Raw genomic sequence first — 16,785 nt, 5'->3', positions numbered from 1 at the left:
CACTTCTGGGCAGTCTGCCCAGAAAATATAGTTTCTGGCCATGCCAGTAGTCTGGGATAACCGATGATCAGATCCCCATATTGCTTCCGTAGGTCCGTCTTTTACCGTCCACAGCATCGAATGTGCTGCTCAGCAAAACGACCCGTGCGCCGTGCCACTATTCAGCGGAGAAGACGGATAACTGCTATTGTTTTGAATAATCTCTAACAGAGAAACGGCTGGTTTCTGAAAACATTGAATGTGCTCCGGAAACAGGGCCCAACACCAAATCTTTCCCCTTGACTCTTGCATTCAACCATACCCTTTCGCGGCTACTGACGGAGTTTGAACTACGGTTACGCAATCGATAATCACACTCAAACACGAAGTGTTGGTCAGGATTTTCGACACGAAAACTTCCTTGAACATCAGCGATACGTTGACCACTATCATTTACAAATTCGCCTTCAAGCCGGTAATTTCGGTCTATGACTAACGTATCTCGATATAATTTCCACGACACAACTTTGTAACGATGTTTGATTTCCTTGTCCACGTAATCAAGGAAACTATCCATATCCGATTTGGGGTTGTGATCTATATATTCAGAAATTCTACCAATTATCGCAGAAAGAATATTTTGAAGAGACTTTTGTGCCCGCTCAATGACCTCTGGAGTATCTATTTTTGTCTCCCCTGAGTGAAGCGCTGCATTTCGTTTATCATACAGGATATTAATATTGGACGTGATTCGGTGCTGGTCCTCTTCGGTTATACCAGCTAAGGTAATTGCCGAATCAATAACGTGATTTCGGTTGCTTTCTCCCTGTGAGACGAGCGTTTCTAAACAGGCTACTTGATCAATGACTGAAGCAACCGTTGGCCCACTTTGATTTGATCGCCGAAACAAACGTAGTGCTCGTGATAGCCGCGCCGGTAATTCCCCGTTTGTGATTGCTACCTGATACACTTGATCAGCAGTAGTCGCACGTGTTTCGTCAAGAATTGCGGGATAGTTGCTCTTGTAACTCATCTCGCGTAGCGGTGGAGATTTCGAATTCAAGTTCCACCTGATTCGTTTGAAAGGTCCTGTATATTCAGGCAATCTTAGGTCAGATTGTTGATGGACATAAGAACATACGTCTAACACCTCATGGGTCCTATTGATTGCGATTTGAGCAGCCTCTCTACGCGCATAAGCAGTTACTGATAACCCGATACAAGAATTCTCGCGCAATATTTCAGATATTGAATCCCGTTCCTGTGACGATAGTTGGCTATTTTTATACAAATTGTCTATTTGCAAGTAGTCAGATGGATAAAGAGTTGCGTTTCCATTGTCAAGCAATCGCCGTTTTGGTGGATCCAATTTTATATTTGGGATGAATATGAGATATCGATATCTGTTTCTGCTCTGAGTAGCTAAATTTGCAACATAGTCGGAGATGTTTTTGCTTGTATTCCTCATGCGTCTGCCGAGATTATCCATGTCATCTTGGTTCCACCCTTTACAGATCAAGTGCCAAGCGAAATCAGCAGCATAATCCCGGACACGCTGGCGATTGTTGCTAGAAATTATCGCACTTGTTTGGGTTGGATCGAAGTTTGAATTGTATAAATTGTCATTAAGATCGCTAATCACAGATGATAGATGTCGAGAGGTTATTTCTCGCGCCTGTACGTTACGCCTCGCTACAGCACGACGAATGAAATCCGCAGTGTATTGTGCATGGATAATTTGACTGCTCTTACCTCCAATCGCATTCTCAGTTTTGGATCGGAGTCTTGCCCTCTGGTTTTCTTCTCTCTTACTAAGCTGCTCCAATTCTTTCTTTTCATCAAGAATACTTGATCGTTGGGGGGAATTGAGGTTTTGATATAGTTCACTGAGGGCACTAACTGCGTGGCTTATACGCCAGTATCTCCCTTTGATTGATTGTTCCACATTTCCTATCTGCTGAGTCAATTCAACACGCCCGTCTGCATGGCCAAGTTCGGATTCGAAAATGTCAATTATTTCGGTTTTATTCATAGGTTAATGATTCGGCTCTGCAACAGTCCAGTCGTTCCATTCGACGCTCGTCATTCTCCTATCATCGAGAATTCCATACCCATCGTCTCCCCCGAATATTGTGAATCGCGTGACTGCGTCCATAACCTCGCAAGTCGTCGCGCCATAGCGGTCATTCATATATTCACTGACCGGTGCTGGGAGTGGCTTATTTGTGTTGCTCATCAGTCCCCCTCCTGTCCGCGACATACCCCTGTCGCACCGCTTCGCGGTCGGTGGTCGCAATCACGGGCTTTGGTCCAGTGCTGGGAGAGCGAGCGATACTCGGTGCCACACTGCCCGCATGAGCGGGTCGGTCGTCGATGATCCAGTCGCGTCCGGCAGCACCCATCCCCATTCAGCCCCCTTCCGCTTGAACGTCGAACGTACTGCCCGGCGAAATCTTTACCGGACAGCACAATGCAACGACCGAGACGATTCCACAGAAAGCGGCAGGATACCTGACCCTGTATTGAATCATAACAGGTATGATAGTTATCGATCCTCTAGCCTCATTTCGTCGATACGGTCGTCAATCATGGACCAAAACTTTGCTTCAGTTCGATTCTTCTGTTCAAGATGCTGTGCCAGTTCAATTGCGTCCGCCAGTGTATCGACCAACTCTACTGAAATCTCTGGTCCTTCGTCCTCTAAGTCCTCTATATCTGCTTTCAGTCTTTCTGCATCGTCACAAATCCTTCTTGACCAACCGCCGAACTCACCATCAAAGTCAGAGTCCTCTGTCTCTACCAGAATTCTATCAAGACTACGTTTAGCCATGATAATCATAAGCTCCCGAGGTGTCATTTCTTCACGATTAGAATGATACTGGTGTGCATGAGAGAGTATCCAATCCAACCAATCAGCTGTCTGTGTCCGAATTGCTTCAAGATTTGATTGCGGGGGATCGTAGTCAGTATTATGGGAAATCTGGTTACGGAACTCATGTATCTGTTCTATGTTTGACGTCATCTCGCTTGGTTCTTCAAATGTGTCAAGCGATTCGAATTTGTCAAGCGTCTTTCGCCAAAGTATCGTAATACTGTTTCCAGATTTCACACTTGAAAATTCAAGGTATTCTCTTCCAGCTTTGAATAGTATCCGCCGATAGGAATCATCTAGGATCCAGACGGCCAATCTTCTATGAGGTTTTCGACTCAAATCAAGATCATCAAACAAGCTCATGTACTCTTCCAATAATTGGTCGTATTGGATATCATCAAAATCGCGTGTGCTCATATTAGCGACCGCTCAGAATGGGCATATAATCAACTTTACCATCAATACCGAGGTACATAGTACTACTTCGGCGTTTGCCGCTGAATAAGTAGCATGGTCTGCTTTGAAGTTGGTGCAGTCGTGCGATTTTGCGGGTGAAAGCGGTGGTGGCTTCAATCAACCGTGGAAAACACGCGGAAGACACTTCGACTTTGATCACGCTGGAACTGTCCGAGAATCGGGCTTGTGACCGTTACGGCACCGATCGTGAATCAGCTTGAAACGGCAGCCATTCCCAACCGTCGAAGTAGTACTATATAGTGCCGCTTATCTCGCCCTGTAGAGAAACACCTGCTTCTCTACAGACTGTAAAGAATCCCTACTTGCTCATTCCATCACGCTTGGTAGCCAAGACTGACCCGAAAATGACCTGCTACGCTGCCTACATCCGCAGCACAACGACGAAGCAAACCATCGACGCACAGAGCCAGCGCGGTGCGATCCTCGAATAATTCGCCGACTGTGACGTCTTGGCTGGGACGAGTATGTCGACGCTGCCCAATCGGGAGGCCTTCTACGTACTCTTTGACATCAATCACGACGACCACTACGCCGACGTCGGCGGCGAGAACCTTCCGCCATGCGTTATCGTTGTCGGTCCGGATTCGTTTGGCTCTAATTTTGCACATAGGATTCGGCGTTTGGTGTGCAAAATGAGGATCGACGATTTCGGTTCGTCCAACCCCGTGGGGCGGGTGAAGATTTACTTTTGCGGCTCTACTTTCGCACCACTGAGGAAAGTCACTTAAGTAGCAATGACCATCGCAGAATATGAACACAATAATATATCTTGACGAGACCGCTGTCAATGAGATCCTTATTACTCATCATGGTGGGAAACTAGAAGAAACCATTGAGAGAGTAAATAGCAACGTGAATATGGGTGGTGAGGTGGGAGGAGAAGCAACCGACCCATCTGGTCTGTTCGCCAAACTAAAAGCAGCAATTTCTGCAAATTGGGAGCGTGGTAAAGAGGAAGAATTTGTCTATGACTTGAAGGATGAAATGGCGAAATTCGCCCTTCTTTTGGAGGTTCTTGAGGCATCTGGTGCCACGCAAATCGATGAAGGATTTAGCACCAGAGATCGAGACGAGCTCACCACAAATTCTCCTGTCATGATTTCTGCGCCCTTAATCCATACACCTATAGAGGAGATTAAAAGTGAGTTTGATATTGAACAGACTGTCGGAGGTATGAGCGAAGCACTAGGGTATTTTGACAAGTCTGGCATTCTTGATTCAGAAGATTCGGAAGAATTGGAAGAGATGCAAAACGAACTCGAAAGTCTTGGGCATGCCAGTAAAGGCGCTAAGATGTTCTTCGGTTCACTTATGGAACATGATGACCTCTATCGGACGAATACTTCTTCTGATGTCGATTTCGTCATGGAATTGCCGGAACAGAATTTTAGAACCCGTCCTCTCGATTTCCCAAGCTCTACTAAACCATACGCTGTTCTCGCAAAAATTAGTACAAAGATAGAACGCGGAGATGACGTTCAACTAATACCTTTCGCTGATCTTGCAGAGAAGAACACTACTAACCCAAGAGAACGAAAAACAGAAGAACTCAAAATAAGGAGAGATGTAGCGAACATGGCAAACGACATCCTCGACGGAAGAGAAATTAGCAGTTCAGAGTTTGAGCTGTCATATCCCGACGTTCAGATACAGCCGTTAGCGATCTATTGAGACAGCTTCATTCCAACGGCAACCGCTGAAGAATTCCCGCTCCCGTCGGGCCCGGCCAAAGTCCGGCTGCGTACCCTCCCTCCACAGCCCACCTTCACGCTCTTGGTTGCGCCCACAGCGCGCTGTGCGGGCTTTCACAGGCAGATGTGCGGCACTATTTCGCCCGGTCCACCGACGAACGTGACGCGGACTTGGATCTCGAAATCAGTCGTCCACCACTGCTTCCTCGACGATCTCGATTTCCTCGTCATTCAGGCCGTAGAGCTGGTAGACGATCTGATCGATCAACTCGTCGGCCTTTTCGATTTTCTTGTCGAACTCTTCGGCGCGTTGTTTATCCCTCTGGTAGCGCTCCAGTCCGTCCTCGACATCCGACAGGTCGGGCAGAGTCAGCACCTCCAATCGATCCACGAGCGAATTGGTCTTGGTAGCCGTCTCCCGAAAGCCTGCGAAGCCCCCCGCCTCGGAAACGGCGTGAGGCACGAACGCCCGAATCAGGGCGTACTCTGCATCGGAGAGGCCAACGAACTCCATTACTGGTTCGGGATCCGTCTCAGTGTAGTCCCAGCGGTCGGTCTCGCACTCCTCGGGATTCTCCGGTTTGTAGCGCGACGTCGCCCGTACGACGAGTTTCGATTCCGCCTCGGCCACCGTGACCCCCCCGACCCGGAGGTTCTCGCGTTCGGCCGCGGTGTCGGTCAGTATCGAATCGGCCAGCCCTGCCGGTGGTTGGTACAGGTCGCCGAGGGTCGGTCCGTCTCCGTAGGTACCGAGGTGGTCAGCGAAGTCGAGATTGAGCGCCTTCCGTTCTGCGACGAGATCAGCCATCTCCACAGCGATGCCTGACAAAAGGTCGTGGACGACATCAGACCGACTTTCCTTCAGCTGAGTATCAACGAACGTGTTAAATTCATCAAGCGATGTGTCGCCAAGGATGTATGCCTCGAATAGGGAATTACCCTGCTCAACCAACTCTCGACGGCGGTCGGCTGGCGTATTGAATGTAATGGAGTGAATCGGAATCGAATTCAGGTCACCAGCGTTAAGCCGGATATAGTCCTGCATCTTTGCCGGACACACCTGCTGCAGATATTCCGATATGAGTGTCGAGTTGAGTAATCCAAGCAGGTACGTTACGTCACCGGGAATGTCATCTGACGGGACAAATCCGGGGCAGTTGTTTCCACTAAAGATGCTCCCTTCGTCTAAAAGACCGACACAGGACTCTGTGGCGACCCCCCGGGCCAACAATTTCTTGACATTGATATAATCGTACCGGCCCTGGCGGAGGAACTGATACCAGTCGGGACCATCGGCATAGTACTTCCGCGAGTCACGCCGTTCGCGAAGCTCATCCTCGTAGGATCGCAGATATGTGTGAATGTTGGGGTATTCTGCCTCTAATCGATGCTCTGGAATGAGAGTTGCCCCGCCATCATTCCCCGCTTCGTACGGATAGATAACCCGATTTTCGGGGGTGACGCGGCCGTATTTCGTGATCTCTTCGCCTCGATGGGCGTGCGGGTAGATGAGGTCGGACTCCAGCCCGTGTTTCTTGACATCTTCATCGGTGACAACGAATACCTCGTCCATGCCGGTGATAGCCCCGATATTGAAGTTGCCCCACTCCGAGAGGGGTTCCGTCGCGTCAACTCGGTCGAGCGTCGCCCGAAGGTCAAGTCCCTCTAGCACCCAAGACTCCGAGCCGAATCGATCGTAGCCGAATTCGCGGAGATCCAGTTCTCGAAGTGACTCCATATTGAGTTGCTCCTCGTCCACGACTTCTGCATATTCCAGCGACTCGCGTGGAGTTGCTTCAAGGAAAAAGATAGCAGGATACGTTGAAATTCCCTCAAATACGGGCAAGGTGCCAAGGTCGATCATCCGCCTGATATGCCCCTTGCCGAGGTATTCACGAGCTGCCTGCCCGTAGTCGGTGGCAAGCCACTGTGACGTGGAGATGTAGCTAGCAATACCAGTTTCTGAGATGAGGTCGATGGCCAATTCGAGAAACGGTACAGAGAGGTCGACTTTCTGTGAACAGGTCTGATATTGGTCGAACAGCCAGTCCGCGACTGTGTCATCGATGCGCTGAATCCGGACGTACGGTGGATTCCCAATCACCGCGTCGAAACCTGGGTTCGCCAGGTCGGAGCCGTCAACTTCGTAGAACACTTCTGGGAACTCCAGTTTCCAGTGCAGGAAGTTGTGTTTCTTGGCTGTCGTCTGCGCCGCTTGAAACCAATCAGTCGCCGCCACGTCGGCCCACTTGCTCTCCGAATCCAGGGCCCGCGCCATCCGCTCGTAGGCCCCACTGGGGAGATCAAGGTCGAAGGGTTCAGCCGTTTTGACGTTTACCATCGCCACGAGCCGGTTGCGGAGGTCGTCCCGCTCGATCTCACGGTACTTGCGCTCCATCTCCTTTGCGTCCGCGAGGTCGGTGTTCTCGATAGCGATAAACTCCTCGTAGACATCCATCAGGTGATCGATGGTGCCTCGACGAACCGCACCAAAGTCAGCGAGTGAGGCGTTCGGACCACCGTTCGCGTCCGTTTCCAGTTCGTCGATAGACTCGATATCGGATCCTACTAAGGAGTTCCCAGTTTTTAGATGGTGATCAAGAAACGCAAGCGGCTGTTCGGCAGCCAGCGTCCGGAGCCACAGCGAAACCTTCGCCAACTCCACCGCCAGCGGGTTCAGGTCTACACCGTAGATGCAGTGCTGGGCGACCTGCCGTCGCGCCCAGTTGATGTCCTGCCCCTGACCGACCGTCTCGACACCCTGCTGTTCGGCCTGTCGTTCCTGGGCGTCGATGATCTCCCGGGCGAGGTAATCGATCGCGTTCGTCAGGAAGTGCCCACTTCCCATCGCCGGGTCGAGGATTTTCAGCTCGAAGATCCGTTCGGCGAATTCCTCGGCGAACCCGCTCTCGTTCTCGTAAGAGTCGTACCCGATCAGATCCTCTCGGATGTCCTCGACCAGCGGCTCCAACGTGTTCTCAACGATATACTCAACCACGTACTCTGGCGTGTAGTACGAACCAGTGGCCTTACGCTCGCCCGAATCCGTCGTGAGGTAGACTTCATCGGGAACGACGACAACCTCATCTCCCTCATCAGCGAGTACGTACTCGCCATCGTCGAGCGTGAGCGGCTCGTCCGCGACGTTCAGTTGGTATTCGAGGAGTCCCTCGTAGACGCTTCCGAGGTGACGCACGTCAAGCGAGGAGTAGTCCACGAAAATCTTCTCACTACTACCGGTTTGGCTCCGCGTCAGCAACTCGATGACTCGCGCGAGATGCTCGTCACCCACCGTATGCGTGGCCAGAAACCGCGCCTCGGGGCTGTCGTCCGAGTCGGGACTCGTTCGGAATAGTCCACCGTTGTAGGCCGGGATATGGAGGTCCTCTTCTGGGATGTTCCGCGACGCACTGCCCTGATCAATGAGCTGGAACAGTTCATCGATCCGGTCCCAGAGGTTGTCCTGCCAGTTCTGATAACTCGGACTGTCGCTGTCGAGTTCCTCGGCGATCTCCTGTTTGATCGTGTTCAGGCTGTAGGACTGCTCGTAGATCTCGTTGTCCGTGTTGAGAAGGTCTCGGCCCTCGCTCTCGGCGTACAAAACGAAGATGAGCCGGTAGAGGTAAATCAGCGAACTATCGTGGATGAGATCTAGATCGTCAGCTCCGAGATCGTTGTCAGGATAGGTGAGAAACCCTTCTGCGAGCGATTGGATCGCGTCGTAGATGTTGTCTTGGAGATCCTCACCCAACTCCTCGGCGAAGACGTTGCTCTCGCTGTAAACATCGTCGAGGAAGCAGTCACCACTCGTGTCCGGAAGGAATGCCTCATGTTGGAAGAACAGGTAGAAGTACTTGAACGTCTCTAGATCGCCTGATTCGAGCACCGTCGGGAGATGGATCTCGTAGTACGAATCGAGCCGATGGCTAGTCGGACCGTAATAGAGCCGCCAGTATTCGCCGTTCGTGAGGACTGCCCACGTCGTTGGGGTCTCTTGGAGATAGACGTGGATCTGGTAACTCGGGTTCTCGAAATCGCGCTGCTGCTCGCCCCGTGTATCGAGCTTCCGGCCCCAGCGTTTGGCATCCGCAACCGCGACCGCATTCTTGTAGAAATCGCCACCGTCGCGGCGACGCGTGAACGCATTTCGTGCTCCCTCGTCCGACTCGAAGAACCCGTAGTCAGGTCGGCGTTGGCCCTGCTCGACGCTCTCTTCGACCTCAAATGGGACACCCAACTTCCGGAACATCGGCCGGATGAACTTCTCTTCGAGTTGGGATTCATTCCGATCGGCAACGAGATCGCGCTCGTGCTTCCAAAGATCGACGATATCGTCATACGCTTCTTGGAGTTCGGTAGGGTCGACCGACTCCCAAGCGTCCGTATCGGGGAGATGTTCGTCGAGGTAGTGATTCGAGAACAGATCGCGGTTCGTCCGGAATTCGGTTGTGTCCTGCATTCGTGGTTATTTAGTAGGGGTGACGATGAGGAATCGTTCCGCGTCTTTGCTATCGATAAGCGCTTGCGCAATATCCTTCGACTCGGCTACGTCGACGTCGACTGCACTGCCGATTGCGAGGCCGAGCTGATCGAGTTCGTTCCCAGAGACGTTGACCCGACCAGAGTTGCCAGTATTGCGTCCGATCGTCTTCTGTGCCATATGAGTTAGTGATGAAACATAGCCACCACACATAGTCTTTACTTAGACTAGCTGGTGGACTCTCTGATGGACGCCGCGAGAGGAGCGAAAAGAAGTGTCCAGAAGGTACTCCTTCCTGACCCCCGGTCCAGAACCCCCGAACTTGATATGCTGAACAGGGGCACCAGAAGGTCACTCCAGTATCCGGCAGTCTCTGCACACCGATTCAACCGTTGGGAACATCCTCTCAGCGATACTCGTCAGTTGTTCCGTTGGGACTTCGCCTCTCGAACGCCACCCTTCTCACGGATCATGTCCGGACACTCTGGACACACGCGCACAGTCGTCATCTCGGACGGAGCAAAAACCCGCACGTACTGCTCGGTCACGAAACTCCCGCAGTTCTCACACTCAGGCATATCCGATCGCTCTCACAGCACTCCGATATAGCCACCGACTTTCAGGAGACTAATCCGATAAGCGATTAGCCCGCGTCTCGAACGTACTGCCTTATTTCTGTACTTTCGCAGTGTTGCTCTCGGTGAATTGTTGATCCATTGTGAACCGTCGCTTGAGCTCTACCACTACCCGACCTCCCAACGTTCCCGAGTGCGAGTGGCCGGCGGAATCGACCGATCGACCGGCTTCCGATCGCTCAACGCTATACCCACCGCATTCTGGACAGATGTAGTGTTCAAGCCCGTACGCTTCGTCACACCCACGGCAGACGTACCGCGCATCGCCGTCTCGTTCCTGCTTCCGGTTGGTGAGTACTCCCATATCACACACCGATATTTCAATACAATGGCCATAAACGGTATATACTTTGTGGAGAAGCAGTCGCACTTCTCCGTCTGAGTGAATGGATCAACTCGGCCAGACACCCGGCTCAAGCCACTTCTCATCCCCACACCGAGTACACACCCAGACCATCTGAGGCGGTTGTTCCCGGGGTGTGATTCCGAATCGGTCCTCTGTCGTGGTCCCCTCTGGCTCGTAATCGTGCCACCCGAATCGGCATCCCTGTTTCAAGATAGCGGTCATACTCATTGCTCTCATCCCATACTGGTGGCCAGCAAATCAGCTTCTGTCAGCTCTCACCAAACGCACTCCCTGGCGAGAACTCCGTCAGATCCTCGATCTCCTGTTCTAGCCGGTCGATCTCCTGGCGCAGTACCTCCGCCTCGGGATCGTCACTTACCGCCAGCCGGTCTTTCAGCCCCTGCAACCGCGTCTCCTTGCGTTCTTCGTCGACGTCGGCCTTCCGGACGTACTCACTTTCAGAGACGTCGTACACGGCCGACTCCGGCACAGAAACCACTTCCAGCGCTTCGTCGACCTTCCCACGATCGACACCTACCAACTGTTCGCGATCGATCCCCGTTCCCTCGAACGCTTCGAGCACTTTCTCGTCGTCTTTCAGCGAGCGATTCTGGCGCGTCGTCCGCTGGACCGAGCCGTACTGGCCATGTGCTGGTCGGTCGTGTTGGACGCGGGTGAGTAGTATGTCGGTCACGTCCTGCCGGAGGTCGTTTGCGTTGCGCTGTACATCCGACAGCAGCGTGTATAGGTTCACCAGCGCCGGTGTCTCTACCGCGTCGAGAGCCGTGAGGTCCTCGCGTTCGAGCGCGTCGATCAACAACAGCATGTCCGCATAGACGTCGATATCCGGCTCCTCGCGCTCTTCGGACTCGCTCTCCTCACTCATCGAGAGGTGCGGCGCGTCGTCTAGCACCGCGCTCTCGTCGACCTCATCCAGTTCGGTCAGCGTCCCTTCGCGCTCGTCGAGCACGTACCGTGGGTGGAGTGCGAGCACCGCCGCGTAGGGTTCGGCCTTCGGTGGGAGTCGGTCGAGCTCGTAGCCATTCAGTGCCTCGTGGGTGTGCTCGGCGAGCGCTTCGAACTGCTCGCGATCCAACGGTTGTGAGTCACCCGAATCGACGTCCTCGATGATGATCCGTGGCTCTTGGACGTCGGTGATCTGAAAGCGCCTCGACGCCAACGGCGTGATGAGCGTCGCATCGTCGGGAAGGTCCTCACAGCGCTCGCAGAGCGTTCCCCACGTCGCATCGAACGGAATCGCCATACCATCTCCTCGGAGAGCCTACCTGAAAACAACCGTGGGCCACACACCGGAGTTTGAGTGACAATCCCGTCGTTGTGGTGTGTTCTGCTCTTGGCGACTCGTCGATGTGAAGAGCACCACAGTACTGGCGAGTGAGCCAGTCGATCAGTCTCCTGGACCGATGGTATAGTGAGCAATCTCGCTCGATTCGCAATTCGGACAGGATTCAGTGTCGGGCTTGACGCTCGCGCCGCAGTCACGGCATTCGATGAGAGAGATTTGCGTCGACTGCGAGAGGATTTGTCTTACTGTCTGTATCATAGCGGGGAAAGAGCGTGTGACGCGCTCTGGTGAGGTCGGGCCGTTCCGCCCTCACTCCCGAGTATCCATCCGACTGTTATAGGGACTTCCCTACAGCAGTGAAAGTGAAACCGACGGACGAAGCCGCGGGCGATGTCCCTTTCGAGTTACTTCTCAGTCGGCGTAATCCGAACGCGATCATCGACGTAGTAGATACGACCACGATTGTCAAGCATGTCGAGCGCGTGGGCGGCATCGGACTCGCTAAATCGGTCGTCGTCGGCAAGCAGTGCTTTGGCCTCGTCTTTCGGGAGGCCATCACTCTCGCTGTCTCTGTCGCCGACCGCCTCAGTCAGGACAGTGAGGGCATCGTCAGCGAACGGCGGGAGCCGCCGTTCTCGGTCCATACACGGGGTTTGACTCGACGACTATGAATCTGTGTCAGACAGCGGTGCTGCTACAGTTCTTCGAGGTGTTCGATTCGTTGTTTCGAGACGTTCGCTTCTGTGATCGTTTCGGGCATCCACTCTGGACCGTCGTTGGGAGCGTCCTCACGCCACGCCCACCCCTCGTAGATGTGAAGTTTGTGCGTCCCCCGTTCGCGGAGGCGGAACTCCTCTCTGGGTGCTGCGTCCTCGCTTTCGCTGGGGTCGAGTTTTCGGGCAGCCTTCAACGCTGCTTGGTGAGGCATTTTCCCCGTGAACACGCTGGTTTCCTCACCACTCTCCTCGCGCAGTGCGAAGTTCCGCTCGTCATCCACCTCTCTTGCCATGGTTTGGCCCCTCCAAGCGTATCCATCAACGAGAGTAGGATAAGAGTATCCCCTGCAGTAATGGGGTTTCCTCAGTGGAGTGGTCGAACGTCAAAGATTTCACTCGGGTTCGCCGAGTGTCTCTTCGGCGAACGAATCGTCGAAATCGTCCGTTCCGGAGTCAGCGGTACCCGACATCTCGTCGCGAACCCGCGCGAACGCCACGTTTTCCTTGGCCTGTTCGATCTCGATGGTCACCTCATCGTCCGGGCGCGTCCCAGGCACGATCACGACATACCCTCGGTCGATTTTCGCGATTCCGTCGCCTTGATCACCAAGTGAGTCGATCGTCACCTCGCGGATGTCGCCCGGTTCGACCGGTGGTGACTGTTGGCTGGAGTCACTCGAACCCGACTCTGACGACGAAGTAGTATCCGGTTGCCGTCGAGTCACACCATCGTCAGATTGAGGAGTACTCGAGACGATCGCTACGCGGTAGGTTTCGCCAGGGGTGATTATTCCCTGATCGAGTTCGGACCGGGGAATCTCGATCCTGTAGGAGTCACCAGACTGGTCGACTGACGCACTGAACAGACACGACAGCTGGTCGGGAATCTCAACCATTACACTACGCCTTTACGGCGGGCAATACGAAATTGCTGTTGCACTGGAACTCTCTGTAGAGCCCAGCCAAAAGTGTGGATCGCGATCGCCAGACTGGAGCAGGGAGCATCGAAAGACTCACTCCTCGACAGAAACGTGCTGGTTTTCCCATTCACGACGCGCTTGTACCTCACGACGGCCGCGATTAGTGACGCTGTAAGAGTTCGTTCGGTTGTCGATGGTTCCTTTTTCGAGGAGTCCCTTCTCGACGAGTTCATCGAGGTTCGGGTAGAGCCGTCCGTGGTTGATCTCTCCCGAATAGTCCTGGTCCATCCTTTCTTTGATCGCGAGTCCATGCGGAGCCGATTCGTTTTCCAATCCTGCTGTCACGTACAGTAAATCCCGCTGGAATGCGGTCAGATCTTCCATCATGGCCGTTTGATAGGTGAGACAATAACATCATAATACTGTCGGCCATATCTACTATGTCACACCGCTCATGGCGGTGGTGAAACCGAAAAGAGTCGCCGCTACAGATCGCGGGGTTGGACGGTCTTTCGATCGTTCTCTTCGGCGCGTCGACTCGCGTCCTCCAGCAGTTCACTCACCTCGTCATCGAGCGCATCGTAGAGGTCCGACGCGACGTTCAGTTCCCCGAGTTCCTCCTTCACGGCGGCTTGAACGATCAAATCTGCCATCGAAAACAGCGACTCCGGTCAGCCACTTATAATCAACGGCTCTATTGGCCGTCTCGCCGGGAATTATCCGGGCGATGGCCCTTCGGTCGTCGGAACAGCGGTCCCGTTACTGCTACTACTCTCGTCCACAAAGTCGACGACCTCACCGAACGCACTGAGAAGCCGATCGAGATTCTGAGCCGCTTGATCGACGAGGATACTCCCTGCTTCTCCGGCACCCGGCGGGACGAACGCGACCCCGCCGTAGGCGAGCAACAGAACCAGTATCGCGCCGGGAACGCCTGCGAGGGCGGTAATCAGCAGCGTCGTGGGGGTGAGCGCAACACCAAAGCCGAACCAACTGGCGACCATGATCGTGAGAACGCCGCCGACCGCGTTCGCTGCAAGCATTTTGAGCGACCCGAGTATCTGCCGCGCGAAAACCAGGGCAACGACCGCGATCGCGAGCACTCCGAGTGTGAAGCCGTCGACCATGCGAAACCCGTCAGAAATACAGGGCGTAAGTCTATCGGAATCTCGTCACAGTTATGATATATTAGCGCCCCTTCTGACTCTCCCGTTCCTACCTATTGCTCCAAGCAGCTCGCGTCAACCATCTCCAACAACCGAAAAGTGAGAACTACGGGCTATCTGGCACGTCGACGTCGAGTCCACGCATCTCAACGATGTATTCAGCAATCACTTCGGGATGGTCCGCCGCCATACGCATCATGGCTTCTTGACGCTCGCGCTGAGTGACGTTGCGAAGCCCGATCTCGTTGCGCATCACGAGCACGTCGTACCGATCCATCGCGTCCTTGTACCGCTCAGACGTCTCTTGAAGACAATACAAGGTTTCCCGATCAAAATCATCGCCGGAATACGCTGGTTTGCTTTCCTCGACCGGGGTGGATTCGCTCTCAGCCTCGTCGTTACTTTCGTCTTCGGTAGATGTGCTCATGGGCTCTGAGTCCGCGTCTTCGGATGGTTGCTCGTCGGGTTCCACTTCCGTCTCTGGCGCTGCATCCTGCTCCTCGGATTCGTCCGGTTCCGGTTCCGGTTCTGGCTCCGACGCCGATCCCTCGTCACCCTTATTATCGAGTTCGTTGAGCTCGTCAATTCGACTGTTACCCATCGACACCACCCCGCTCGGCAATATCGGCGAGAACGTCGAACCGCTCGATCATCTCGTGGTCGGGCTCGTACTCTGAGAGTGGAATCCCGTCTTTCCACGCTCGTTTGATCTGGATGCGATCACGAATGCCGGGGCCGACACTATCATCGAACCGCTCTATACGGGCAAAGGAGGGCGTGTATTCCGGGTACTGCTCCTCTAAGATCTCGATGAGTTCTCGTAGTTCGTTGTTGTTCGACGTCTCGTTGGGGACTAGGGCGAGAATATCGACGTCTCGGTGCTTCCGAATCGGATCAATCTGCCGGTCCCGCAGCATCTCGAAGCCGCTCACACTTTCTCCACCGTCGTCGAGCGGCACGATCACGTTTCCGGCAGCGTAGATCGCCGAATCCATCCACAGTGAATCCGGGGATGCCTCGGTGTCGATCACGATGAAATCGTACACCTGCTCAAGTAGCGGCTGAACGATTTGCTCGTCCATCCAGGTCATCGACATTCGCTTGCTGTCGATCCGGGTCTGGTAGTGAGCTAAATCCTCGTGTGAAGGCATTACGTCAAACGGGAGTCCGGTTTCCTCTCCGGGCACGATTATATCGCTGAACCCTACGTCTTCGTCCTCGTCGTCATCGAGGAATTGCCCGAAATGAGTCCCATTCTGAAAAGCGTCCTTGAGCCCGACTCCCTCGGTTAGATTACCGGAGGGGTCGGTGTCGATTACGAGTACGTCGTGTCCTCGCTTCGCGAGCCGATCGGCGAGGTTGATCGAGATTGACGTCTTTCCGACACCGCCCTTATTGTTCGCGATCGCGATTGCCCGCGATTCTCCGTTTTCCATAGGTGTCATTATTCTCCGTTACCCCGGTGGATCAGGGCACGGGTACAGCATCTCTCGCATCCGTTATAGTTTTTGGGTTGTATAGCTGCTCTCACCTCTACAGACAGGGAAGCATCTACAGCAGGTGTAGCATCTACAGATGGTGTCGCAGGTATCGGTACTCCTCCTCTGTCTTCGGCCCTCAACACTGCTCGAAAGAAAAGCTGCTATGCGGCTGCCATAACCCGGATTATCACCCGATTAGGCGACTCTTAGTGAACGGGATGAGTGAGCTGGAAGTAGCCGCTGATCGCGAGTGCGATGAGCCCTAGAGCCAGATAGATCCGCGACGACGTGGGACTCACGCCTATCAGGATCAACACAAGCGCGATCGTCGCGAACAGCCCGCCCAACAGGCACTGTTGAGGTGGTTTGAGAAACGAGCAGGTCGTAGCGAGCTCTGTCCATGAAACTCGGAAACCTGTTCGAAGAGACGTTAACCGTGGATTGTGATGAGGTTTGGGAGAACGAGCGCACCCCGAACACCCCTGGCCGTCAATCACCCCGAGACGTACGTGATCGGCGACGCGCACGTGAACACGTGCGAGAACCGCCACGGCTTCGTGGGGCAATAGCTCGGGAAGTTTCGAGGGGTTTCAAAACACCATCTTCAGGGCCATCTTGACTTCCTCGGCCTTCAGCTGAACGCTGCCGAGGACTGGTTCAAAATGCTGCTGGGTGACGACTCATAGAGATGAGCGTACATCAATACAGCCGACCGT

Annotated in this window: 16 protein-coding genes and 2 pseudogenes; 4 read left to right on the top strand and 14 right to left on the bottom strand. The window is 53.7% G+C overall.

Annotated features, from left to right (window positions below; genetic code table 11):
* Positions 1–184: 184 nt before the first annotated feature.
* Positions 185–2,011 (bottom strand): hypothetical protein, encoded by a 1,827-nt coding sequence (locus C449_RS17895; RefSeq protein ID WP_152415725.1) that lies wholly within the window; start codon positions 2,009–2,011, stop codon positions 185–187.
* A 513-nt stretch (positions 2,012–2,524) separates the two neighbouring features.
* Positions 2,525–3,268: a hypothetical protein gene (locus C449_RS17890; protein ID WP_152415724.1), complete on the bottom strand. Its 744-nt coding sequence runs from the start codon at positions 3,266–3,268 to the stop codon at positions 2,525–2,527.
* Between the two features lie 810 nt (positions 3,269–4,078).
* Between C449_RS17890 and C449_RS13415 the strand changes: the two genes are divergently transcribed.
* Positions 4,079–4,999, top strand: coding sequence for a DUF6414 family protein (locus tag C449_RS13415; protein WP_006078576.1), 921 nt, complete (start codon positions 4,079–4,081; stop codon positions 4,997–4,999).
* Positions 5,000–5,203: 204 nt separating this feature from the next.
* Here C449_RS13415 and C449_RS13410 read toward each other — a convergent pair whose 3' ends face one another.
* The 3 genes from C449_RS13410 to C449_RS18380 form a co-directional block, all read right to left on the bottom strand.
* Positions 5,204–9,478 (bottom strand): Eco57I restriction-modification methylase domain-containing protein, encoded by a 4,275-nt coding sequence (locus tag C449_RS13410; protein ID WP_006078575.1) that lies wholly within the window; start codon positions 9,476–9,478, stop codon positions 5,204–5,206.
* 6 nt (positions 9,479–9,484) lie between these two features.
* Positions 9,485–9,679, bottom strand: a complete 195-nt coding sequence (locus C449_RS19065; protein ID WP_006078574.1) for a hypothetical protein — start codon at positions 9,677–9,679, stop codon at positions 9,485–9,487.
* 239 nt (positions 9,680–9,918) lie between these two features.
* Positions 9,919–10,077 (bottom strand): DUF7563 family protein, encoded by a 159-nt coding sequence (locus C449_RS18380; RefSeq protein WP_006078573.1) that lies wholly within the window; start codon positions 10,075–10,077, stop codon positions 9,919–9,921.
* Positions 10,078–10,273: 196 nt separating this feature from the next.
* On the opposite strand from C449_RS18380, the gene C449_RS18130 reads away from it, so the two are divergent.
* The gene (locus tag C449_RS18130) at positions 10,274–10,516 is read left to right on the top strand and encodes a hypothetical protein (protein ID WP_161606457.1); all 243 of its coding nucleotides are present in this window, start codon (positions 10,274–10,276) and stop codon (positions 10,514–10,516) included.
* A gap of 232 nt (positions 10,517–10,748) precedes the next feature.
* Here the strand turns inward: C449_RS18130 and C449_RS13395 are convergent, their stop codons facing one another.
* From C449_RS13395 to C449_RS13355, 9 genes are all read right to left on the bottom strand, one after another.
* Positions 10,749–11,744 carry a hypothetical protein gene (locus C449_RS13395; RefSeq protein ID WP_006078571.1) on the bottom strand — a complete coding sequence of 332 codons (996 nt, stop codon included), beginning with the start codon at positions 11,742–11,744 and terminating at the stop codon, positions 10,749–10,751.
* A 446-nt stretch (positions 11,745–12,190) separates the two neighbouring features.
* Positions 12,191–12,430, bottom strand: a complete 240-nt coding sequence (locus C449_RS13390) for a hypothetical protein (protein WP_006078570.1) — start codon at positions 12,428–12,430, stop codon at positions 12,191–12,193.
* 50 nt (positions 12,431–12,480) lie between these two features.
* Positions 12,481–12,795 carry a non-histone chromosomal MC1 family protein gene (locus C449_RS13385; protein ID WP_049914219.1) on the bottom strand — a complete coding sequence of 105 codons (315 nt, stop codon included), beginning with the start codon at positions 12,793–12,795 and terminating at the stop codon, positions 12,481–12,483.
* A gap of 99 nt (positions 12,796–12,894) precedes the next feature.
* The gene (locus C449_RS13380) at positions 12,895–13,398 is read right to left on the bottom strand and encodes a TRAM domain-containing protein (protein WP_006078568.1); all 504 of its coding nucleotides are present in this window, start codon (positions 13,396–13,398) and stop codon (positions 12,895–12,897) included.
* A 117-nt stretch (positions 13,399–13,515) separates the two neighbouring features.
* Complete coding sequence (locus C449_RS13375) at positions 13,516–13,806, bottom strand: PadR family transcriptional regulator (RefSeq protein WP_049914253.1); 291 nt, start codon at positions 13,804–13,806, stop codon at positions 13,516–13,518.
* Between the two features lie 101 nt (positions 13,807–13,907).
* Entirely contained in the window at positions 13,908–14,075 is a 168-nt protein-coding gene (locus C449_RS13370; RefSeq protein WP_006078566.1) for a hypothetical protein, read from the bottom strand.
* Between the two features lie 63 nt (positions 14,076–14,138).
* Positions 14,139–14,549, bottom strand: a complete 411-nt coding sequence (locus C449_RS13365) for a pro-sigmaK processing inhibitor BofA family protein (protein ID WP_006078565.1) — start codon at positions 14,547–14,549, stop codon at positions 14,139–14,141.
* Between the two features lie 145 nt (positions 14,550–14,694).
* Entirely contained in the window at positions 14,695–15,195 is a 501-nt protein-coding gene (locus C449_RS13360) for a hypothetical protein (RefSeq protein ID WP_152415723.1), read from the bottom strand.
* Positions 15,182–16,024: a ParA family protein gene (locus C449_RS13355; protein ID WP_006078563.1), complete on the bottom strand. Its 843-nt coding sequence runs from the start codon at positions 16,022–16,024 to the stop codon at positions 15,182–15,184. Before C449_RS13355 ends, C449_RS13360 begins: the two co-directional genes overlap by 14 nt.
* 445 nt (positions 16,025–16,469) lie before the next feature.
* On the opposite strand from C449_RS13355, the pseudogene C449_RS17885 reads away from it, so the two are divergent.
* A pseudogene (locus tag C449_RS17885) lies at positions 16,470–16,559 on the top strand (IS6 family transposase); the annotation flags it as partial.
* Positions 16,552–16,755 (top strand): annotated as a pseudogene (locus C449_RS18700) (IS1595 family transposase); the annotation flags it as partial. The pseudogenes C449_RS17885 and C449_RS18700, both read left to right, overlap by 8 nt.
* Positions 16,756–16,785 lie beyond the last annotated feature (30 nt).

Source organism: Halococcus saccharolyticus DSM 5350, from assembly GCF_000336915.1.
Classification (GTDB): domain Archaea; phylum Halobacteriota; class Halobacteria; order Halobacteriales; family Halococcaceae; genus Halococcus; species Halococcus saccharolyticus.
Note: the sequence above shows the minus strand (reverse complement) of the source record. Positions and strands in the feature narration are given on the sequence as shown.